The 24,930-nt window shown below is 36.0% G+C and carries 12 protein-coding genes; 7 read left to right on the top strand and 5 right to left on the bottom strand.

Annotated elements, in window-relative coordinates:
* The first annotated feature begins 216 nt into the window (after positions 1–216).
* The 7 genes from AC1RRQ_RS08450 (at position 217) to AC1RRQ_RS08420 (ending at position 16,676) form a co-directional block, all read left to right on the top strand.
* Complete coding sequence (locus AC1RRQ_RS08450; protein ID WP_493022579.1) at positions 217–1,785, top strand: MGH1-like glycoside hydrolase domain-containing protein; 1,569 nt, start codon at positions 217–219, stop codon at positions 1,783–1,785.
* 243 nt (positions 1,786–2,028) lie between these two features.
* A complete protein-coding gene (locus AC1RRQ_RS08445) occupies positions 2,029–4,779 on the top strand; it encodes a glycoside hydrolase family 78 protein (protein WP_493022578.1) in 2,751 nt (916 codons plus the stop codon).
* Positions 4,780–5,059: 280 nt separating this feature from the next.
* Positions 5,060–6,205 (top strand): sialidase family protein, encoded by a 1,146-nt coding sequence (locus AC1RRQ_RS08440; protein WP_493022577.1) that lies wholly within the window; start codon positions 5,060–5,062, stop codon positions 6,203–6,205.
* A gap of 95 nt (positions 6,206–6,300) precedes the next feature.
* Positions 6,301–7,185, top strand: a complete 885-nt coding sequence (locus AC1RRQ_RS08435; RefSeq protein WP_493022575.1) for a sugar phosphate isomerase/epimerase family protein — start codon at positions 6,301–6,303, stop codon at positions 7,183–7,185.
* A gap of 210 nt (positions 7,186–7,395) precedes the next feature.
* Complete coding sequence (locus AC1RRQ_RS08430; RefSeq protein WP_493022574.1) at positions 7,396–10,125, top strand: alpha-d-galacturonidase; 2,730 nt, start codon at positions 7,396–7,398, stop codon at positions 10,123–10,125.
* A gap of 449 nt (positions 10,126–10,574) precedes the next feature.
* Positions 10,575–13,997 (top strand): malectin domain-containing carbohydrate-binding protein, encoded by a 3,423-nt coding sequence (locus AC1RRQ_RS08425; protein WP_493022573.1) that lies wholly within the window; start codon positions 10,575–10,577, stop codon positions 13,995–13,997.
* A gap of 273 nt (positions 13,998–14,270) precedes the next feature.
* Entirely contained in the window at positions 14,271–16,676 is a 2,406-nt protein-coding gene (locus tag AC1RRQ_RS08420) for a glycoside hydrolase family 2 TIM barrel-domain containing protein (RefSeq protein ID WP_493022572.1), read from the top strand.
* Between the two features lie 317 nt (positions 16,677–16,993).
* On the opposite strand, the gene AC1RRQ_RS08415 is transcribed toward AC1RRQ_RS08420, so the two are convergent.
* From AC1RRQ_RS08415 to AC1RRQ_RS08395, 5 genes are all read right to left on the bottom strand, one after another.
* Positions 16,994–18,328 (bottom strand): DUF4374 domain-containing protein, encoded by a 1,335-nt coding sequence (locus AC1RRQ_RS08415; protein ID WP_493022571.1) that lies wholly within the window; start codon positions 18,326–18,328, stop codon positions 16,994–16,996.
* A 27-nt stretch (positions 18,329–18,355) separates the two neighbouring features.
* On the bottom strand, positions 18,356–20,533 hold the full coding sequence (locus AC1RRQ_RS08410) for a TonB-dependent receptor plug domain-containing protein (RefSeq protein WP_493022570.1): 2,178 nt from the start codon (positions 20,531–20,533) through the stop codon (positions 18,356–18,358).
* A gap of 242 nt (positions 20,534–20,775) precedes the next feature.
* On the bottom strand, positions 20,776–21,783 hold the full coding sequence (locus AC1RRQ_RS08405; protein WP_493022569.1) for an FAD:protein FMN transferase: 1,008 nt from the start codon (positions 21,781–21,783) through the stop codon (positions 20,776–20,778).
* 244 nt (positions 21,784–22,027) lie between these two features.
* Positions 22,028–24,211: a PepSY domain-containing protein gene (locus AC1RRQ_RS08400; RefSeq protein WP_493022568.1), complete on the bottom strand. Its 2,184-nt coding sequence runs from the start codon at positions 24,209–24,211 to the stop codon at positions 22,028–22,030.
* 123 nt (positions 24,212–24,334) lie between these two features.
* Positions 24,335–24,817, bottom strand: a complete 483-nt coding sequence (locus AC1RRQ_RS08395; RefSeq protein ID WP_493022567.1) for a DUF2271 domain-containing protein — start codon at positions 24,815–24,817, stop codon at positions 24,335–24,337.
* Positions 24,818–24,930 lie beyond the last annotated feature (113 nt).

Genomic DNA, 24,930 nt, shown 5'->3' with positions numbered 1-24,930 from the left:
TTTTCAAAACCTTGTAGGTATAAATGATTAAAGTTTGCGATTAAAAATAAGACACCTACAAGGTTTTGGAAACCTTGCAGGAGTGAGAAAACGTAAAGGTCTCTTGCGTGAGTGATGGAAGTGGAGCTCTCCCGATTTTTCATCGGGAAGCGGGAACGGACAGCACGACCCGGAGGGACACGCCCAAAGAATTAGTTTTAAAATAATAATTAGAATATGTTACAACATTTCAAACATAAAATAGTAATACTTTCAATTGTAATCGCTTGTATAAATAGCGGTTGCAAATCGGGTGCAGGACATTCTCAAAAAGGAAAATCGGTTATTTTAAAAGAAGAAAACTTCAAACATTATGTGGATTATTTCAACAAGATGGAAGATGAGAACTTGAAATTTGCGATTCCGAATGACAGTGCCTGGGCTTGGATGGAAAAGAATATTCCGTTGTTTGAATGTCCGCAGCAGAATTTTGAGGAAATCTATTATTTCAGATGGTGGAGCGTTCGTAAACACATTAAAAACACACCACAGGGATTTGCTATTACAGAGTTTTTAGTAGACCGTTCTTATGCTGATAAATACAATATGATCAGTTGTGCTTTGGGGCATCATATCAACGAATTTAGATGGGTTCATGATCCTAAATATATTGAGCAGGATGTGAAGCTTTGGTATCGAGGAAATGACGGAAAACCGATGAACAAATTGTATAAATTCAGCAGTTGGACAGCCGATGCACTATACAATCGCTATTTGGTAAATAAGGATGAAAAATTCTTATTGGAGCTATACCCAGACATGGTTACGGATTACGCCGTTTGGGAAAAAGACCGTCAGCGTAAAGATGGTTTGTTTTGGCAGCACGATGTAAAAGATGGAATGGAAGAATCCTTAAGTGGCGGACGTAAAGTTCAAAATGCAAGACCAACAATTAACAGTTATATGTACGGGAATGCTATAGCGATTTCTAAAATGGCTGAATTGAAAGGAGATAAGGAAGCGGAAACCAAATTCAAAGCGAAAGCTGACGTTTTGCAGCAATTGGTTGAAACAAAATTATGGAATAAAAAAAGTGAGTTTTTTGAAACTCTAACGGAAAAGGACACACTGGCTCAGGTTCGAGAAGCCATCGGATTTATTCCGTGGTATTTTAATCTTCCTGAAAAAGGAAAAGGTTTTGAAAAAGCCTGGGAACAGATTAAGGACGAAAAAGGATTTTCGGCTCCGTTTGGTTTAACGACAGCAGAAAGAAGAAGTCCGAGATTTAGAACACACGGAACAGGAACATGTGAATGGGACGGTGCTATTTGGCCATTTGCAAGTTCGCAGACCTTAACGGCTTTAGCGAATGTTTTGAATAATTACAATCAGAATTTTGTTGCCAAACCTGATTATTTCAAGCAAATGGATTTGTATGTGCAATCGCAATATTACCGCGGAAAACCCTATTTAGGAGAATATTTAGACGAAACAACAGGCTATTGGTTAATGGGCGACAGAGAAAGAAGCCGTTATTACAATCATTCGACTTTTAACGATTTGGTAATTACCGGTTTGGTTGGTTTACGTCCGAGAGCAGATGAAAAGATTGAAGTAAATCCGTTGATTCCGCAGGAAAAATGGGATTGGTTTTGTCTGGATAATGTCTTGTATCATGGAAATATTATTACGATTCTTTGGGATAAAACAGGAGAAAAATATAAAAAAGGAAAAGGTTTCAGAATCTTTAAAAACGGGAAGGAAATTGCGGTTTCGGAGAGATTGGAGAAGTTGGTTTCTGAGTAATTTAATTATTTAACTATCTAGTTTGTCATTTCGACGAAGGAGAAATCTTCGCAAGAAACTCCACAATCTAAATCGATAATCTTTGTCGAGCTGCTAACGAAGATTTCTCCTTCGTAGAAATGACAAAAATGAGGATAATTTACTCCCGCAGATTTTGCAGATTTTAAATAGAGTAAAACAATCTGCTCAATCTGCCAAATCTGCGTGAAACAAAAATTATCACAAAGACAATAAAACAATATCATGAAAAAGTTTTTTTTACATCTTATCTTAATCATTTCACTTTGCACAATTTCGGCGAAAGCCCAAAACAAAATCATTGTGAGTGATTTAAAATGCGAAATGCTGATTAATCCGGAAGGAATTGACGTTTTACAGCCAAGATTAAGCTGGAAAATAAAAGCAGATATTAATGATTTAAAACAAACTCATTATCAAATTTTAGCTTCTTCATCTTTAGAAAAACTAAATGCTGGAAATGCAGATTTATGGGACAGCGGAAAGGTACAAAGCGACGAATCTGTTAATGTAATTTACAACGGAAAAAAACTAAAAGATCGACAAGATGTTTATTGGAAAGTAACAGTTTTTACCAATAAAGGTGAAGTTCAATCAAAAGAAACGGGACATTTCAGCATCGGAATTTTAACCTACGCTGACTGGAAATCGACACGATGGATTGGCTATGAAAAAACGTCTCCGGGTGATAGTATTTCGCAATATTCGAGATTATCAGCCCGATATCTGCGAAAAGAAATTGACTTAAAAAAGAAAGTCAAAAGCGCCAAGGTTTATATCATGGGAATGGGCTTGTATGAGCTATACATTAACGGAAATAAAATTGGCGATCAGTTTTTAGCTCCCGTTCCTACGGATTACACGAAGAATGTAAAATACAATGTTTTTGATGTGACTTTGCAATTGAAAGAAGGGAAAAACGCATTGGGAACTATTTTAGGAAACGGACGTTTTTTTACCATGCGTCAGGATTATAAGCCTTATAAAATCAAAACTTTTGGATATCCGAAAATGGCTTTGCAGTTGTTTGTAGAATATACAGATGGAAGTAAAGAAGTAATCAGAACAGATGATACTTGGAAAATCACAACCGACGGTCCGATTTTATCCAACAACGAATACGACGGCGAAGAATATGATGCCCGTAAAGAAATGAAAGGCTGGAATGCCATTAATTTTAATGATAAAAAATGGCTTTCGGCTGAATATGTTCAAGAACCAGGCGGATTCTATGAAGGACAGATGTCGGCGAATATGAAGATTAAACGCGAAGTAAAACCTATTTCAATCAAACAAACACCAAAAGGAACTTATATCTTAGATATGGGGCAAAATATGGTGGGCTGGCTGCAATTGAAAATAAAAGGAAATTCGGGCGATAAAATAACCATGAAATTTGCTGAATCGCTTCAGTCAGATGGTTCTTTATACATTGCCAATTTACGTGATGCTAAAACAACGGATATTTATACTTTAAAAGGAGAAGGCGAAGAAGTTTGGGAACCTCGTTTTATTTTTCACGGATTTCGATTTGTAGAAATTTCGGGTTTCAAAACAAAACCAACTTTAGAAAATTTCGTTGGAAAAGTCGTTTACGATGATATTGCGACAACGGGAACTTTCGATTCTTCGAACCCAATAATGAATCAGATTTTTAAGAATGCGTGGTGGGGAATCAGCGGGAATTATAAAGGAATGCCAATCGATTGTCCACAGCGAAATGAACGTCAGCCTTGGTTGGGAGACAGAACAACAGGAGCTTACGGCGAAAGTTTCTTATTCGACAATCAGACATTGTATGCAAAATGGTTAGATGATATTAAGAATGCACAAACTATTGATGGAGGAATTCCAGATGTGGCACCAGCTTTCTGGCGTTATTACGGCGATAACGTGACTTGGCCTGGAACGTATATCACGGTTGGTGATATGCTGTATCAGCAGTTTGGAGATAAAAAAGTAATCGAAAAACAATATCCGTCGATGAAAAAATGGATGGATTACATGGAAGAAAACTATTTGGTTGATGATATTATGACCAAAGATAAATACGGCGATTGGTGCGTTCCGCCAGAATCGTTGGAATTAATTCGTTCGAAAGACCCTTCTCGTTTAACAGACGGCGAATTGATTTCGAGTGCGTTTTTCTATCAGCTTCTAAACATCATGAAAAAGTTTGCTGTGATTGCCAATGCACAAAATGATATTAAACATTACGACGAATTAGCTACAAGAATCAAAAAAGCATTTAATACTAAATATTTTAATGCAGCAAAAAACAACTACGCTAATAATACCGTAACAGCCAATTTACTGCCTTTGACTTTTGGAATGGTTCCGCAAGAATTACAGCAAAAAGTTTTCGAAAATCTGGTTCATGAAGTGGAAGTGACTAAAAACGGTCATGTAAGTACAGGTGTTATCGGAACGCAGTTTTTAATGCGAACACTAACTAATTTCGGGCGTGGCGATTTGGCTTTCAAATTGGCCTCAAACAAAACGTATCCAAGCTGGGGTTATATGGTTGAAAATGGCGCAACAACCATTTGGGAATTATGGAACGGAAACACTGCAGATCCCGCAATGAATTCGCAAAATCATGTAATGCTTTTAGGCGATTTATTGATTTGGTATTACGAAAATATGGCAGGTATCAAGAGCAATCCAGAAACTCCAGGCTTCAAGCAAATTATTATGAAACCAGATTTTAATGCCGGATTGACTTATGTAAATGCTTCATACGAATCAATTTACGGAACAATTAAAAGTGACTGGAAAAAAGATAAAAAAGCTTTGGTTTGGAATATTACCGTTCCTGCAAATACTTCTGCAATTGTGTATCTTCCTGCAAGAGATATTTCATCTGTTTCGATAAATAAACAAAAGCTAGATAAGACTTCATATGTTTATTCAGTAGAAAAAAATCAAACAGTTGTTACACTTTCGTCAGGAAATTATGCAATAAACGTTAAATAGAAATTTGTCTTTTGTATTGTAAGCTTCTAATTAGAAAAATGTTAAGTATGTCGGAATTTCCGACATACTGGTAAAAAATGAAAATTGATTGCGCTATTACGTTTTCGTCAAGAAATTTTGCTATTAGCGTTAAATAATCTGCATTTTTAATAATTCGGGACAGTACAGGATACATTGTTAATTTTTTAGTGTTATTTTTACACTTAATAAATATTTTTGCCTAAAAAAATGTTAGGTGTGTATTTATAGTCAGAAAAAATAATTCATAATTTAATTAAGAATGAAGATAACAAAATTAGCATTTGTCTTGTTTGGACTTTTCCTTTTAGGAAGTTGTAAATCGGCTTTAGAGAAAAAGACTTGGAAAGAAGGAATTTTAGTAGATGAATTTATTTATGATAAAGCACCTTATCCGTCTTGCCACGCCGTTACAATTGTCGAAGCTACAAATGGTGATTTAGTTTCATCTTGGTTTGGAGGAACTCACGAAAGACATCCTGACGTTTGTATATACGTAGCCATCAAACCTAAAGGAAGTGATAAATGGGGCGAAGGCGTAAAAGTTGCCGACGGTGTGATGAAAGAAGGGCCGAGATTACCAACTTGGAATCCGGTTTTGTATCAAATTCCCGGTGGCGATTTAATGCTTTTCTATAAAATAGGACCAAAACCATCAGAATGGTGGGGCGTAATCAGAACTTCATCTGATGGAGGAAAAACTTGGTCTGAGGCTCAAAAAATGCCAGAAGGTTTCTTAGGACCAATCAAAAATAAACCTGTTTTATTAAGCAACGGAACATTACTATGTCCGTCAAGTATAGAAGGTGACGGCTGGAGACTTCGTATGGAATCTACTCCAGATTTCGGGAAAACTTGGGTAATGGGTGATACACTTCCAAGAGGAAAACAAAAAATAAATGCCATTCAGCCAAGTATTTTGTTTCACAAAGACGGAAGTATTCAGGCTATTGGAAGAACTAGAAACAGAGCTATTTTCAGTACATTCTCAAAAGACAATGGAAAAACTTGGTCGGATGTAGAGTTAATCGGATTGCCAAATAACAACTCAGGAACAGACGCAGTTACACTTAAAGACGGCAGACATTTGTTAGTTTACAATCACGTTCTTCCTCCGGGAAAAGAAGCTAAAGGACCAAGAACACCGTTGAATGTTTCGGTTTCTAAAGACGGAATCAATTGGAATGCGGCTTTAGTTTTAGAAGATTCAAAAATCAGCCAATATTCGTATCCTTCGATGATTCAGAGTTCTGACGGAATGGTACATATTGTATATACTTGGAGAAGAGAAAAACTGAAATACGTAAAAATCGATCCGAGTAAACTGTTAGCACTTCCAATCAAAAACGGAATCTGGCCTGGCGACGAAGGAAAAGTGGTAACTGCAGTAAAAGCAGAAGAAGAGTAAAATAAAGTTCGCCACGAATTTCACTAATTTCCACAAATTTTTTAAAATACTAATTCGTGAAAATTAGTGTAATTAGTGGCAAAAAAAATATAAGCATGAAATCTAAAAGAAATTTAATTGTTGCGCTACTTGTTGTTCTATCAGCAACATTCAACAGCTGTGCGACGGCTCAGTCTTCCGATAAAAAGCAAAAGTATAAAGTGGCGGTTTGTGACTGGATGATTTTAAAAAGACAAAAATTAGGTGCTTTTGGTTTGGCAGCTGAAATAAAAGCGGACGGAATCGAACTCGATATGGGAGGTTTAGGAAATAGACCAACTTTCGACAGTAAATTGGGTGATCCAGTTGAAAGACAAAAATTCTTAGATAAATCGAAAGAGACTAGAGTTGGGATCAGTTCAATTGCGATGTCTGGATTTTATGCGCAGTCTTTTGCCACAAGAGAAATTACACCAATGATTACGGATTGTGTTCAGGCTATGAAAAACATGAAAGTAAAAGTGGCTTATCTTCCGTTAGGAACGCAGACAGATTTGGTTAAAAATCCAGAATTGCGCCCGGAAGTGATTAAAAGACTCCAATGGGCAGGAAAAGAAGTGGGGAAAATTGGCGGTGTTATCGCAATTGAAACCTCTTTAGACGCGACAGAGGAGAAAAAACTTTTAGATGAAGTCGGTTCAAAATATATCAAGAGCTCTTTCAATTTTGCCAATGCTTTAGACAATAAAAGAGATATTTCATCAGAATTAAAAATCTTAGGTAAGAAATATTTAGCTCAGATTCACGCTTCAAATACAGATCAGTTTTGGTTAGAAAATGACAAAGCGATCGACATGCGAAAAATCAAACAAACTTTGGACGAAATGAAATGGAGCGGATGGCTAATTGTAGAGCGTTCTCGTGATGTAACACAAGTGCATAATGTAAAAGCCAATTACGGAGCAAACGTGGCTTATTTAAAACGAATTTTCCAGAATTAATTTATAGCACTCCCGATAGCTATCGGGATAAAGGGATTAAAATGATTTTTCTTAATCTGTGTAAATCTTTTAATCTGTGGCAAAGAAATCAAAATAAAATCTGCTTAAATCTGCCTGATCTGCGTGAAAAATTGCACGCAGATTTATACAGATTTAAGCAGATTTAGCAGATTATTTTTTAGCATTCCCAAAGAATAAAATAAAATTACAATGAAATATTTACAATTACTTTTTTTATGTTTTTACATCTCTTTCGCGACAGCGCAGAACATCACTGTTGTGAGTGATCCGAGTTCGCCGAGAGCAAAATTTGGTGCAGAAAAATTATCAGAAACCCTTTCAGCAAAAGGATTCAGCGTAACTTCTTCTGATAAATTCAAAAAATCAAAAGAGCAGATAATTGTAATTGGAGAAAAAGGAACTGATTTCTGGAAGAAAAATGCTAAAAGCGCTAAAATCGACGATAGCAAATTAACGAAGAAAGAAGGTTTCCAGATTCGTACCCAAAATAATGTAGTTTATGTGGAAGGAACAGATGCTTCTGGAGCTTTGTATGGTGCTTTAGAATTAACAGATAAAATTAAAGCTTCAGGAAAACTTCCTTCAGAAATTAATATCGAAGACAGTCCGGAAATGGTTTTGAGAGGGGCTTGTATTGGAATGCAGAAACCTGTTTATCTTCCAGGTCGTGACGTTTACGAATATCCGTATACGCCAGAAACTTTTCCGTGGTTTTACGATAAAGCTTTATGGGTAAAGTATTTAGATATGCTGGTAGAAAACCGCATGAACTCGCTGTATTTATGGAACGGACATCCGTTTGCTTCTTTGGTGAAATTAAAAGAATATCCATTTGCTGTAGAAGTAAGCGATGAAGATTTCAAAAAGAACGAAGAAATCTATAAATTCTTAACGGTTGAAGCGAACAAACGAGGAATCTGGGTAATTCAGATGTTTTACAATATTATTGTTTCTAAGCCATTTGCAGAGCATTATAATATTAAAACGCAGGATCGTTCAAGACCAATTACGCCTTTGTTGTCAGATTATACAAGAAAATCTATTGCTGCTTTTATCGAAAAATATCCAAACGTGGGATTGTTAGTTTGTTTAGGAGAAGCAATCAACACGATTGATGATGATGTAGAATGGTTTACCAAAACGATTATTCCAGGAGTTCAGGACGGATTAAAAGCGCTGGGAAGAACAGACGAACCGCCAATTATCCTTCGTTCGCACGATACTGATGGGCCTTTGGTAATGGAAAAATCATTGCCATTATACAAAAACCTTTATACAGAAAGTAAATATACCGGAGAATCTTTAACAACTTATACGCCGGGCGGACCTTGGGGAGAAACGCACAAACAGTTGAGTGCTCTGAAATCAATTCATATTGAAAATGTTCACATTCTGGCCAACTTAGAACCTTTCAGATATGGTTCTCCGGATTTTATCCAGAAAACGGTAAAAGCAATGCATAGCGTTCACGGGGCAAATGCACTGCATTTATATCCGCAGGCATCGTATTGGGATTGGCCCTATTCGGCAGATAAAACGAAATCAGGAGAACGTTTATTAGAAATGGATCGCGACTGGATTTGGTACAAAGCCTGGGCAAGATATGCCTGGGACAGTAAAAGAGACCGAAACGAAGAAGTTAAATTTTGGGATAAAGATTTAGCAGATAAATTCGGAACGACTCAGGAAGCAGCTAATAACATTTTAAAAGCTTACGAAGAAACAGGAGAAATTGCTCCAAAAACATTAAGACGTTTCGGAATAACCGAAGGAAACCGTCAAACTTTATTATTAGGAATGTTTGAAAGCCAGTTGGTGAATCCGTCAAAATGGAGAGTGTATCCGGGATTCCATGAATCGTGTGGACCAGCGGGCGAATTGCTTTTAGAATATGCTAAAAAAGAGTGGAACAAAGAACCGCATTCAGGCGAACTTCCAACTCAGATTATTGCCGAAATTACAGAACACGGAAGATTAGCCGTTGAAGCCATCGACAAAGCAGAAGCCAGCGTAACCAATGACAAAGAAGAATTCGAACGTCTTAAAAATGATATTCACGCCTACAAAGCGTTTGCAGATTTCTTCTCAGAAAAAGTAAAAGCAGCGTTGTTGGTTTTAAGATACAGTTATTCTAACGATATTACGGATTTAGACAAAGCTTTGCCTCATTTAGAAAAAAGTATCGAATACTATGAATTATTGGTAAACTTGACAAAAGATACGTATTACTATGCCAATAGTATGCAGACGGCTCAACGCCGAATCCCGATTGGAGGAGACGACGGAAACAACAAAACTTGGGCTGAATTATTGCCGCATTATGAACGTGAATTGGCTAATTTTAAAAGAAATCTAGAGAAGCTAAAATCTTCAAAAGATGGGAAGATCGAAACTAAAGAAGGAAAACCTTGGAAAACAGCCGAAGTAACTTTTATCGACGAAAAACCGGGAACTTATTTAGTAAAAACTGGAACAAAAGTCTACGGAACAGACATTTCTGAATTAACTAAAATTGCTCCTGAACTTCAAAACCTAAGAGGATTCTCATTTGTAGAAAACGATCAAAACGAAAAAGGAACGCATTTGAAGTTTAGAAACACAAAAGCGGTTAAATTAGTGGTGGGGTATTTTAATTCAGATCAAAAAAGATTTTTGTTACCGCCAAGTTTAGAAACCGATGCTGCAGGAAATGCACACGGTCAGGCCGAAGTTATTCTGGCAAGTGCCATGAATTTAAAAGAATTGCCACGTGTTAATATTCATACCTATACTTTCCAGCCGGGTGAGAATAAATTAGATTTAGGAAAAGGAAAAGTATTAATTTTAGGCTTTATTGACGCAGATCAAATTATAACACCGCGCGATGTTGGGTATATCGATGCAGGAGAAAAAGCAGCAATAGACTGGTTGTTTTATTAATAATTTGGGCGTGTCCCTCCGGGTCGGGCTTTCGGCTATATTCCCGATTAACAAAAACTACGGCTAAAAAGCCTTGTTTTTCTAAATCGGGAGATACCGCCTCAATCCCTCACGCGACTAAACGTAAAGTTAAACCTGACGGGTTTTTAAAATCCGTCAGGTTTATTAGCAGAATATAAAACGATCTTGTCATCCCGAGGAACGAGGGATCTCACTAGAATTTCGGTACAGAAATTCGCTAATCTTTGTCAAGTTCCGAGTGTGATTCCTCGTTCCTCGGAATGACAAAAAGGGGAGTAAAATTAAAACTTAAACAACCTTATATCACTTATATGGTTCAATAATAAAATATGAACAGATTAGTTTTTTTTATTTTTTGTTTTTTTTCAAGTCTTTGTTCTGTTTGGAGTCAGAGCAAAGATTCGGGGAAGTTTCGTAAAGAAATTTCGTTGAATTCCTCTTGGGAAACCATTATTTTGGATAATCCGCAAGAGGAAAATTCTTTTGTAGAAAATCCAAAGTCAGATAAATGGTTGAACGTAAATGTGCCTCACAACTGGGATCAGTATTATGGTTTCAGAAGAACAAAACATGGAAATTTACATGGTACAGCCTGGTATAAAAAAACTTTAAAACTGGATAAAAAAGACGTTTCTAAACAACTTTTTCTTTATTTCGAAGGCGTAAGTTCGTACGCGACTGTTTGGGTTAATGGCCAAAAAATAGGCGAACACAAAGGCGGAAGAACGACTTTTACCTTAAACATTACAAAGGCAGTTTCTTTTGATAAAGAAAATACGATTTTAGTAAAAGCTGCGCATCCATCCTTTATTGCAGATCTTCCTTGGGTTTGTGGCGGCTGTTCAGGAGAATGGGGATTCTCTGAAGGTTCTCAGCCAATGGGGATTTTCAGGCCAGTTTCTTTGGTAATTACAAACGTTGTTAGAATTCAGCCGTTTGGTGTTCATATTTGGAATGACAAATCGGTTTCTAAACAAAAAGCCATTCTTCATACCACAACCGAAATCAAGAATTACGGCACTTCAACCCGAAATTTAACGATTGAAAATGTACTTTTTGATGCTTCGGGAAAGAAAGCTGCTATCATAAAAAGTGACAACAAAATCAATTCGGAAGAAACAAAAGAAATAGCTCAGACACTTCCTGAGATTCAGAATCCGAAATTATGGTCGCCATCCAATCCTTATTTGTATAAATTGGTTACTTCAGTTTACGAAAACGGAAAAATAATCGATCAGTTAATAACACCTTACGGAATCCGTTGGGTAAGCTGGCCGGTGAGTCGTGACGGAAAAGACAATCGTTTTTTCATTAATGATGAACCTGTTTTTATAAACGGAGTTTGCGAGTACGAACACTTAATTGGAAAAAGCCATTCATTTTCAGACGAAATGATTCATTCTCGAATCGAGCAAATCAAAGCTGGCGGATTTAATGCTTTTAGAGAAGCGCATCAACCTCATAATTTATTGTATCAAAAAGAATTAGACGAAAACGGAATCCTGTTTTGGAGTCAGTTTTCGGCACATATTTGGTACGATACGCCTGAGTTTAAAGAAAACTTTAAAACCTTATTACGAGAATGGATTAAAGAACGCAGAAACAGCCCGTCGGTTGTCATGTGGGGATTGCAGAATGAAAGTACCATTCCAGCGGCATTTGCCGAAGAATGCACACAGATTATCCGCGAAATGGATCCGTTGTCAGCTTCACAAAGAATTGTAACTACTTGTAACGGTGGAGAAGGAACAGATTGGAATGTCGTTCAAAACTGGTCAGGAACTTATGGAGGAGATCCGTTAAAATACCATTTAGAAATGACGACTCAGTTATTAAACGGAGAATATGGCGCATGGCGTTCAGCCGATTTACATACAGAAGGCGAGTTTGACCAAAAAGGGACTTTAAGCGAAAACCGTTTTTCTCAATTAATGGAAATTAAAGTTCGTGAAGCAGAATCGGTAAAAGATAAAATTGCGGGACAATTCAACTGGCTTTTTGCTTCGCACGAAAATCCGGGACGCGTTCAAAACGGAGAAGGTTTTAGGGACATTGACAAAGTTGGGCCAGTAAATTACAAAGGACTTTTCACGATTTGGGGCGAACCTTTGGATGCGTTTTATATGTATCGAGCGAATTATGTTTCGAACAAAACCAATCCGATGGTATATATCGTTTCACATACCTGGCCAAGTCGTTGGGAAACTGTGGGAATCAAAAACGGAATCGATATTTACTCCAATTGTGATGAAGTAGAATTGTTCAACGATGTAAATAAATCTTCTTTAGGAAAACTAAAAAATCCGGGAATCGGACAGCATTTTCAGTTTAATAATGTCGATATTCAATACAATGTTTTATATGCCGTTGGATATGTAAACGGAAAAGCCGTAGCAAAAGATTATATCATTTTAAATACACTTCCGAAAGCGCCAAATTTCGATGATTTAACAACGGATAAAGCCAGTATTACAAAAGCCAAAAGTGGTTATAATTATATTTATAGAGTAAATTGCGGCGGTTCTGAACTGACAGATTCTGCTGGAAATACTTGGTTTACGGATACACATAAAAACGGACAAAACACTTGGGGTTCTTTATCATGGACCGATAATTTTCAAAAACTGCCTGATTTTTTTGCGAGTCAAAGAACGACTTTCGACCCCATAAACGGAACTAAAGATCCTGAGTTATTTCAAAGTTTTAGATACGGAGTTGATAAACTGCGTTACGAATTTCCAGCATCAGACGGAGAATATTTAGTAGAATTATATTTCACAGAACCTTGGTACGGAACTGGCGGAGGCTTAGACTGCAAAGGTTGGCGTTTGTTCGATGTTGCCATCAATGAAAATGTTGTTTTAAAAGATTTCGACATTTGGGCAGAATCAGGACACGACAACGCGCTGAAGAAAACATTCAAAGTAAAAAGTACAAACGGAAAAATTGTGATTTCGTTTCCAAATGTAAAAGCTTCACAGGCGATTATTTCGGCAATCGCGATTGCAACAAAAGATATTCATGCAAGACCAGCTGAGGAATCTTCAAAAAATATTCAGAATTTGGTTTTAGATTCTTATGATAAAATAAACAGAATAGCTTCATGGCTGGATATTAATTCAAAACAATATTCAGATTCTGATATTGTTTTTACCGAATTGCCTTCGGAAGTTTTTGGAGCAGATTATATGCAGTTTTCATCTCATTCTAAAAATAAAGGTTCTTTTACTGCCAAAGAAGATTCGGATTTATATCTTTTTGCAGATAATAAAAATTTGAACTTAGAGCGATTTACAGCTTATAAAAAGTTAGAAGAAAAGGCTAAAAATAGTAGTCAAATCGAATTTGTAGTTTTTACTAAAAAAGTAAAGAAAGGTGAGAAAGTTCTTTTTGATAATTCAGAAACCATTTCTACAATTGCAGTCGTTCCAACTTATGATATGGGCGAAAAAGACGATTCAAGACCTGTCGTAATCATTGAAGCAGAAAAGACCAAAACATCAGGAACTGGAATCGAAAAAGGAAATTTCAAAAAAGCCGATTATATTGAATTCACAAAAAAAACAAATAACAGCATTGAGTTTGAAGTTAAACCTGGAGTTGCCGGAATTTATTTAATGCGTTTCCGTTTTATGAATCGAAATGAAACGCCGTTAAAAGTAAAATTCAAAATGGAAGATGCCTACGGAATTTTAATGCGAAATGACACGATTGAGTTTTTCCCTTCACCAGAAAAATGGAAGGTTTTGAATACGACATCTGGGGGATATATTAATGCCGGAACGTATAAAATTACTTTAGAAGGTGATGATTTGAAAGGATTGATGTTGGATAATTTTGAGTTTCAGTAAATGTCTGTTTGCCACAAAGGCACAAAGACGCAAAGATTTATTGTAGAGACGCACCGCAGTGCGTCTACGCTCCAATTGTCCATAATATGTGTTGGACGAGAAAGATTGCTGAATAATAAAAATTAATCTCGCAAAGTCGCAAAAGTGCAAAGTTTTTTCTTAACCATATAAGTAATATAAGTTCAAGTAAGACAAACTTAAATTATCTTATATTACTTATATGGTTTAATTTTCTTTGCGTCTCTGAGACTTTGCGAGAGAAAACTAAAGAATATGATTTTAAAAAAAATTACAATTGTGTTACTGTTTTCAGTATCCATTTTTGCACAAAAACAAACCAGAATTATTACAGATTTTAACCCAAATTGGAATTTCAAATTAGGAGATTATCCAGAAGCGATAAATGCTAATTTCAATGCATCAGATTGGAGAACGCTTCAATTACCTCACGATTGGAGTATCGAAGGAAAGTTTGATAAAGACAGTAAAACCAAACAAGCACAAGGATTTTTACCTGCTGGAAAAGGCTGGTATCGTAAAGTTTTTAACGTTCCTGCAAATTGGAAAAGTAAAACGGTTTCAATTGAATTTGACGGTGTTTTTAAGAACAGTGAAGTTTTTATAAACGGAAAATCATTAGGAATTCGTCCGAATGGCTATATCTCTTTTGGATATGATTTAACGCAGTACTTAAACTTCGGAAAAGAAAATATTATTGCCGTAAAAGTCGATAACGATGCACAACCCAATTCAAGATGGTATACCGGTTCTGGAATTTACAGAAATGTGAGATTGGTGGCAACTGAAAAACTGCATGTAGGGAAGTGGGGAACTTATGTTACTACGCCTGAAGTTTCGGCAGCAAAATCAAAAATACATTTAGAAGTCACCATTGACAATGATAATGTTTCTGCAAAAGAATTTAAACTGGTTACTTCGATTGTAAATGCAGAAAATAAAGAAGTTGCCAATTATACTTCAACAGAAAAAATTGGTGCTAAAACATCTGAAAAAAAGATTCATGATTTGGTTTTAAATCAGCCAAAATTATGGAGTACAGAAAATCCGTATTTGTATAAAGTTATTACGAAAGTGTATGAGAAATCGAAATTGGTTGATAATTATGAAACGCCTTTAGGATTTAGATATTTCAATTTTGATTCGGAGAAAGGTTTTTCTTTAAATGGAGTTCCAACGAAAATATATGGCGTTTGTCTGCATCACGATAACGGTGCTTTAGGAGCTGTAGAAAATATTCATGTGGTTCGCAGAAAACTGGCTTTAATGAAAGAAATGGGAGCAAACGCTATCAGAATGTCTCATAATCCCCATTCATTGGAAATGATGCAATTGTGCGACGAAATGGGATTCATCGTTCAGGATGAAGCTTTTGATGTTTGGAAAAAGAAAAAAGTAACCAACGATTACCATAAAGATTGGGATGCTTGGCACAAACAGGATTTGGAAGATTTTATCAAAAGAGACCGTAATCATCCGTCGGTTATGATGTGGAGTATTGGTAACGAAATTAGAGAACAATTTGATTCAACTGGAATTGCGATTACGAGAGAATTAGCTAAAATCGTAAAAGCATTAGACACAACTCGTCCCGTAACTTCGGCTTTGACCGAAAATATTATTGAAAAGAATTTTATTTATCAATCGGGAGCTTTGGATCTTTTGGGATTCAATTACAAACACGAAGATTACAAAGATTTTCCAACGCGTTTTAAAGGACAGAAAATATTAGCTTCAGAAAGTGTTTCGGCTTTAGAAACACGTGGTCATTATGATTTTCCTGACGGAATTAAAGCTTGGCCAACCAAACACGGCGCTCCGTTTGACGGAAATGCCGATTGGACGGTTTCGGCTTACGATCAGGTGAAATCATATTGGGGCGCAACACATGAGGAGAACTGGAAAACGATCAAAAAACAGGATTTCATGGCAGGAACTTTTATCTGGACAGGATTTGATTATATCGGTGAACCAGATCCATATCCATTTCCTGCAAGAAGCTCTTATTTCGGGATTGTTGATTTAGCAGGACTACCAAAAGATGTGTATTATATGTACCAAAGCGAATGGTCGAAGAAAACGGTGCTGCATATTTTTCCGCATTGGAATTGGAAAAAAGATCAGGAAGTTGACGTTTGGGCCTATTATAATAATGCCGATGAAGTTGAATTGTTTTTAAATGGAAAATCCCTCGGAAAGAAATCAAAACAAAATGATGATTTGCATATTTCTTGGAAAGTAAAATTTGAACCGGGAACATTAAAAGCCGTTTCAAGAAAGAATGGAAAAATAGTTCTGGAAAAAGAAATTCACACCGCTGGAGAAGCATCTAAATTAGATTTAAAAGCTGATAAAACTTCAATTAAAAACGATACTTACGATTTGGTTTATGTAACGGTTTCTATGACAGATAAAGATGGAAATCTAATTCCAAACGCGATGGATTTAATTAATTTTGAAGTTTCTGGCGGAGGAAAATTAGTTGGTGTTGATAATGGTTATCAAGCTAATCTAGATTCTTTTAAAGCGAATTCTTGCAAGTTATTTAACGGAAAATGTATTGCGATCATTCAATCAAATGGAAAGAAAGAAAATATTAAGCTGAAGGCTTCTGCTGGAAATAGAATTTCAGTTTCATCAATCGATATAAAGGTTGATTAATTTGTTGTTTATAATCCCGATAGCTATTAGGAGATAAAATCATGGCCAAGCAGTCGAGACAAAGTAGATCTGTAGAGACGCACCGCAGTGCGTCTACGTTAGGTATAAGTTTTTTGATTCAATATGTTTACAAAATAACAAGTTTTGAAATGCATAAGACGCACTGCAGTGCGTCTCTACAGAAAATTGGGATCTATTTTGGAGCAAAAATGTTCGGATGAATTTTAAATAAAAAAAACATTCCGCTTCAGTTTTGAAGCGGAATGTTACCATTAAAAAAAAATCAAGAATTTCGCTATAACTCGAATTTCGCGTTTCTAGAAAACACCAATGTAGTGGTTTCCTGGTTTGTTCACTAACTTAGCACCTTTTGTAACTGCGCCTGTTGCCGCATTAATAATGTAAATGTTTCCATCTTTACCAACTGGTGTAACGGCAATGTATATTTCGTTTCCATCTACTACAAAACCTTGGTATTGACCAAAATCCAAATCGGCATCGTAAGCAATACCATCTACTAATTTGGCTGTTTTTGCATTAAGATCAAGTCTTGCTACATAACCTTGGTTTGTACCTTCGTAAGTGTAAACTGCATAAGCAATTCCGTTTCCAACATATCTCCACGCATCAATAAAAGAACCTTTAACTCCAAGAGCTGCATCTAAACTGAAAACATAAGAGTTGTCGTATTCGTTGTTTTGGTCGATTTTTAAGATAAAAGAACCTTTTTTAGGATCTCTTTGAGTGGCCTGATAGATGTTTCCGTCATTAGCCACAAAACTGTTAAAACTTCTGTATCCGCTTGTATCACCAAAACCAACTGTTGAAGTAATTACTTTAGGGTTTTGCAATGAAGGATAATCTACCACTACAGATTTAGATCCTAAACGCTCAAAATCGCTTTCAACCGCTCCTGTAGCAGGATTTGTTTTACGCATCCAGGTTCCGATGATTAATTTGTTTCCTGCTTTGTTTAATGTTGGGGCATCTAAACGGAAAATGTGGTGGCCTAAAGCTTCTTCGGCTGCAGTTAATGCAATTTCGTATTGTCTATAATCAGAGATTAAAAACTTTTGTAAATCAAGGCTTAAAACCGTTGCAGAACCTCTTGTATGTTTGTATGTTTTTCCATCTGCTTCTGTAACTACTACAGGAGTTGTTACGTTTACTGCCACACCTGTTTTATCGCCGTCGAAAAGTTTAACCCATCTTGGAGACGTTCCTGCATATTGAGAAATATTTACCGTAGTTCCTGATTGTGTAAAGTTTTTACCTCCGTTAACTTTATACGTCATGAATTCACCGCCATTAGCACCAGTATAGGTAATGTTAAAAAGGGTGCTTCCATCTACAGACGATTGTAAACGAGCTGTTCTGGTTGATTGTACAGGTTCTCCGTTATCGTAAGCATTAATAGAAATATTTGGATTTTTTGCATCTTCTTTGGTAACAGAAAAAACTCTTGTACCACCGTTTCCATCTCCCGGATTGGTCTGCATTAAAGCTCCTGCAACTGTTATCCATCGGCTTTCGGCAGCTGGAGGCAATACAGTATTTTCATCTTTATCATCATCACTGCTGCAGCTTGTAGTAAGCGCAAATGTGGTTAAAACCAATCCACATGCAAGTAGTTTAAATGTACTTTTTTTCATATCTATTGAATTAAAATTAATTAGTTACTAAAATTTATTGAGGGTGTAATTTATTTTTAAGTAGAAACCTCTGCCGGGTTTTTGAACCGCAAAATTGTCATACACCGCTGCATTTGTTATGTTTTTGACATCAAAACTGGCTATAAATTTCTTGCCTGGAAATGCGTATGTTATGCCTAAATCCTGCGGAAACTGATCTGGTGTTTTATCATTTTCGGTTTCCTGCCAAGTGGTGTAAAATGCCCCTACATAACCCGCGTTGTAATACAGATTTAGTTCTGAATTTTTCTGTATGATATCCTTAAAATTATACTGAATATTACCGTTTAAAGTAAAATAAGGTTCATTTGGCAATTGCTTATTGTAATATTCCAGCTGCAGCCCTTTGTCATCGAATTTCGTTTTATAAAGCGAGTTAAACTTCGACATGTTCATCGATACAAATAATCGGTTATTATTCGAGTATTCTGCCGAGAACTCGTAACCAAGAGACTGCGCTGTTCCTAAATTTACGAATGGTGATGTCTGCAAGGCTTCGTTTACACGATTGCTGAATGCGAGTACAATTTTATCTTTAGAATTTCTCCAAAATCCAGATCCGTTAAAACTGAATTTATGATGGTTAATTTTATAGGGACCAAATCGTAAACCTATATTTAAATTGTCGCTTTGTTCCGGTTTTAAAGCGCTATTTGGTGTTTGATTTTCAACAGGATTACCAAATATTTCTCCTTCTGACGGAAGTCTTATCGCTTTTTCAGCAGATAAATTGAACATTAATTTTGGAACAATAAAATAAGACGATGCTAATCCGTAACCATAAAAAGTGGTATTGTTCTTTTCTAATTTTTTCTCAACGGTATTTTGTCCTCCTGAAGAAACTATTACAGGTGTTCTTTGTTCTGTTTTCTGGTTGTATTTTTTTCCAAATATGCTGGCTCTTAATCGCGAATCGAAAGCTTCTAGTTCGTATGCCAATGATAAAACACTTTTTTGAAGATCACGTTTTTGCTGAAAATCTCTTTCCAGTTGTGATTTCATTTCGTCGTAATCATCTCTTTCAAAAGAATAAAGCATACTGCTGAACACAAATTTGTGATTCTCATTCAGCGTATAATTTAAACCTCCTCTTGTGCTGAAGATTTTGTTGTTAATATGCAAAATAGTAGCTGGTCCTTGCTGCGCTCCGTAAGGAGAAAGAATAGGTTCGCCGCGAAGTCCTAATGTTTTTTCGCCCAGCCAGTTGTAATTCCATTTAACCGTATCGTTCAAGACTTCGTTTCTTTGGCTGAAAACCGAATTAACCGTAAACTCAAGTCCTTTTGCAATAAAATCTTTTTTGCTGTAATTAAGGCTGATTACCTTGGCATCAGATTCAGAAAATCGACCTTTATAAGGTCTTGACATTGCTTGTCCGTGCTGAATTTCGTTATAATCATCAGAAGCGTTAAAACCTATCAGGAAAGTATCTGCCCAATCAACGTTTGTAAAACCCGCTTCAATTCGGCCTCCGTAAGAACGATAAGCATTTTCAAAACGTTTTGCTTTTATAGGTATTTTTTGTCCATTTGGTAAAATGGTATAGGCAAATTTTCCCCAAATTTCATAATCGTTATCAGAGTAATTATAAAAGCCGGAACCTTTTAATGTAAAACCGTTTTTATCTCGGTAAGTGGTATTAAAATTAGATTGAGTGGTATTAAACGATCCATAAGATATAGAGGCGTTCAGGGTATTTTTTGCTCCTTTTTTTAATATTACATTAATAGCACCGCCCAAAGCATCATCGGCCAAATGAGCCGGAATTACGCCTTTGTAAACCTCTATACGTTCGATTAATGCCGGCGGAATACTGTTTAAACTAAAAGAAGATCCATAAGTAGAAATCGGGATTCCATCAATAAATATACGGATAGAATTACCCGTCATTCCGTTTAGGTTGTAATTTACGCTTGAACCTAAACCTCCGTTTTGTCGAACGCGAACCCCAACAGATTGTGATAATAAATCATTGGTTTGGATATTTCGTTTTGCCGCTTCCTGAGTTTCGATCACATTTACAGAAAAACCTTTTTCAACGATTTCTTTTTTGACCGTTTTTTTCTGAATGACAACTTCTTTAAGAGATTTTGGGTCTGTTGCATTTTCTGTTTGTGACCATGTAGAAAGGGGAATTATGAAAAGGAGAAAGTAAAGAATTCTCATGTTTAAAGTGTACTGATTTATTATGACAGCAAACTTATGGTATTATTTAAATTTGATCTAAATAAACCAATTAGAAGATTATTAGATTTACATTAGAAGTTTTAATGTTGGGTTTTTAAGTTATGAATTATGAGTTTTGAGTTATGAGGAAAGTAGAAAATACATTGTGCTGGCTTCGACTTCGCTCAGCCTGACAGTAAGGCGCCTAAAAACTTAGTACCTCAGTACCTTAGCACCTTTCCTCAGAATTTCGCTTTAAAATTTTTAATGGAGAAATTCTTAGACTTAATTACTTTTCCGTTGTCTGTAATCATCAGGCAGCTGTAATCTGGGAATTTTTGAAGTAGAAGTAAACCCTCAGTCTGGCCTAAAACCATCATAGAAGTACTTAATCCGTTTGCGGTTTCGGCGTTGGGGCCAAAAACCGTAACACTGCACAAACCAGCTGCAGGATATCCGGTTGCAGGATTTATAATGTGAGAATAGCGTTTTCCGTTAAAAACAACGAACTTTTCATAGCTTCCGGATGTAGTTACCGCACCTTGATTTAGAGGCACAACAGCCAAAAGTTTTTCAGGTTTAAACGGATTCGTAATTCCAATTTTCCAGTCTTGTCCGCTGGGTTGTTTTCCCCAGGTGCTCATATCTCCGGAACCGTTTATAATTCCGGCCTGAATGCCTTTTGCGATCATCATCGTTCGGCATTTATCGGTTGCGTATCCTTCGCCCAGAGCGCCAAAACCAATCTTCATTCCTTTTAATTTCAAGAAAATAGTCGACTGAACGCTGTCTAAAATAATATTTTTATAACCTACTTTCTCCACCGATTTTTTTATGGCTTCCGCCGAAGGCATTTCGGTCATTGATCCGTCAAATTTCCAGATTCTGTCCATCGCAGCAAAACTCACGTCAAATCCGCCGTTTGTTATTTCCGATAATTTAATGGCTCTCTGCGTAAGTTCAAAAACTTCACGATCGACTTTTATGGGTTTAATTCCCGCATTTTGATTTACTTGCGAAACTTGCGAATCTGGTTTCCAGTCTGAAATTAGATTTTCAATTCGGGTAATTTCGGCAATTACTTCGTTTATATTTTGTTCAGCAGTTAGAGAATCTTTGGCCACAATGCTTATATCAAAACGCCCTCCCATAAGCAGCGTCGTTTTTTTTCGTAATACTTGTGCATTGCCTGAAAAGCAGCATAGTATTACAAAAAGAAATAAAAATTTATATGAAAATAATTTATGCATAAAATTTAAAAATCAATGTTCAAATCCCAAATTCCAAATTCCAAAAAATATGTCACCCCGATGGGGCTTTTGCTTTTGAACAAATTTAATTGTCTATAAATATTTAATCCCTCTGGGATTTGTTTAAATTTAAAAATCAATATTTAAAGTTTAAATTCCAATATCCAAAAGCCAAATCTCAACATTTACAATTAACCATCAACCATCAACCATCAACCATCAACAATTAACCATTAACAATTATCTAATAGCAATCCGTTAATAATTGTCCGTTTTCTTTATATTCTGATAAACTTTTGGTATCATTTTTCAGGCATAATTCATTCAGAATGATTTCAACATCTTTTTGCATGGCAAGCGAACCACAAATCATGATTACACCGCCTTGTTTTAATAAATCCACAAAAAAAGCAGTATCTCTTTTTATCAAATCCATAACATAAATATGTTCGGCTTCGCGGGATAAAGCGACGTGAAAATGATCAAGATGCTGTTTTTGAATCATTACTCCTGCAAACTTTTTATAAGCTAAAAGCGTTGGCGTTTCCATTCTAAAACCGCTGTAAAGATGAATTTCTTTTTTCGCTTTATTTTGTTCTATCATTCCCAGGAAAGGAGCAATTCCGGTTCCGTTAGAAATTAAAGCAATTTGAGGGGCTTTAGCAGGAAAATGAAAAGCTTTATTATTAATAATTCGTGCTTTGATTGTATGTCCAATTTCCAGATTATTCAAAAATCCGGAACCCAATCCGTTTGGATGAAGTTTTACAACCAATTGTACGTTTCCGGAATGATTTCCAATAGAATATAAACGCTCTCGGGAATCATTGGCAGGGTAAATGGCCAGTAAGTCGCCAGAAGCAAATTTTGTTCTGCTGCTGGCGCCTAAAGTCAGTATAAAAGTATGCTCTGTATCAGAGATTGGTGTTTTGTCTAAAACCATTAATTTCTGTAAACCTTTTGGAATATGATTGTACAAAGATGGAGTAGAGGCTAGTGGAATTTCGGTTTTTGCACTCCATAATTTAATCCACTCTACAAATTCAACGGCCGATTTATCGTTTACGGTTTGTAAATCTAAAAAGCGTTCAGCCCAGTTTTGAGCTGCCAAAAGCTGATCGATTTCAATTGCAAACTGGCAGAAATCGGGATATGATTTTGAACCAAAACCGACAACCGAAAATTTAATTTTTTGTTCCTGATTTTGTTTTTGTAAAAGTGCTTTGAATTTTTTTCCGTTAGAAGGCGCGTCTCCTAAGCCGTGTGTCGAAGAAAAAACAATAATATGTTCTGCTTTCGGGTAAACCGAAAAATTGTTTAATTCGGTTATAAAAGCTTTTTTGCCATGACCAATTAATTGTTTCTGGATAGCATTGGCAAATCTAAAAGAACTTCCATTTTCTGAACCAACCAGCAGAATGTAATTACTTTCATTGGCTTTGAATTTATTTTTAATTCGGCTTGATCTTCGTTTTAAAGTAATGGCAAAACCAGAATAAATAAAGAAAAGAATGTTGAGGCAGGCAATGGCTAGAACTACAGCCCAGATTCCGTTAATTCTTCCGCTATGAAGGTCGAGGCTTAAAGCCGATAACTGAACGGTAAAAGGCGAACGTTTTTCTGAAAGTAAAGTTCCGTCAACCTGATTTACTTCTATTTCACGATCTTTAAGTTCGATGATATAATATTCTTCGGGATCATCTGTAAAAGGAAATTCGATTTTCTTTACATCCGAAAGAAGCGTAGTTTTAAATACTGATATTTTTTTGGCTTCCGCCGAAAGTTCTGTTTTTACGGGTTTTGCTTTTTCTTCGCCCATAAAAAAGTTGAATCTTTCCAGCGATAAATAAGTTCCAGTTAAAGCGATAATAAAAATCGGAATTAAAGCCAAACGCCCTAAAACAACATGATAATACTGCGCAAAATATTCTTTAATTACTTTCGAAAAGAATTTTCTAATGCCTCTTTGTCTTTTTAAAACCAATACAAAACCGGAAATAGAAATCAATAGCAGGCAAAAAGAAATCACGCCAACAAAAAAACGTCCGGTTTCATGAAGGAACAGCGAACGATGAAAACCTGTAATCCATTGAATAAATTCTCCTTTTTTTACTGGAGTTCCCAGCGCTTTTCCAGTTTTGGGATCAATATAAGCATTAACATCATTTCCGTCTTTATCAATCGCCTGAAGTGTTACAAATTGATTGTAATCGACACTTAGTTCTGTAATTTCAGAATACTCTTTTTTTAGTATTGGCAGTGTTTCGCCCAGCGTTATTTTATCAAAATCAGTGACTTTGTACGGAAGTGTTTTTTCCTGTACCGCATCGACTGCCAGAATGATTCCGGTAACCGAAGCTAAAAGCAAAAATATCGAAGAAAATAAGGCCAGAGCCAAGTGTGCGTAACGCCAAAAAGAAAGAGTCATTGAATGTATTCTAGTATTGTAATAAAATGTTTAAAGCTTTGTCAAGGGTTTTTAACCTTGACAAAGCTCGGATTTTAAGTTTAAGCAGAAAAATATTTCCTGCTTATGTAGGTTAAAATAAGATTATATTTTATTCAGCCTTACGTATTTGATGTAACCTTTACCATCTGTTTTTTCTGCAAGACCTTCTGTTGTAAGCGGAATTTCAAGATCGCTTACATAGTATTTTTGATCCTCAACTGCCGATTCGAAACGCAGTTTGTACCCTTTGTTTATTTTAGAATCTTCAATTTCAATTGTAGTTACGCTGCGATCTCCTCCAGTTACCGAAGCACCTGTTTTTGCGCTGATATCTTCTGATTTTTGCGCATGAAATTTATTCCACTCTTTTAATGATTTGTACCATTTTTTATCATCGCCCATTACATAAAGCGTTTTTTCGTATGCGCCTGTTGGGTTAATAAGCGAAACTACGATATAAGCACCTTCTCCCATATAATTATTCATTTGCAGCATGCATTTGTATTTGCTTGATTGTGCATTTGACTGGAAAGAAACAAGACAGATAAGAACGCTTGTAAGTGCAATTTTAAATATTGATTTCATTTTAATTAATTATAAATTATGAATTATAAGTTGTGTTTAAGAGTTATGAATTATAAATTATGAGTTTCAAGTTTGAAGTTTACAACTCATAATTCAAAATTCATAACTCATAA

The organism is Flavobacterium sp. GW821-FHT12A05, assembly GCF_058807735.1.
This window is presented reverse-complemented; position numbering and strand designations above follow the sequence as displayed.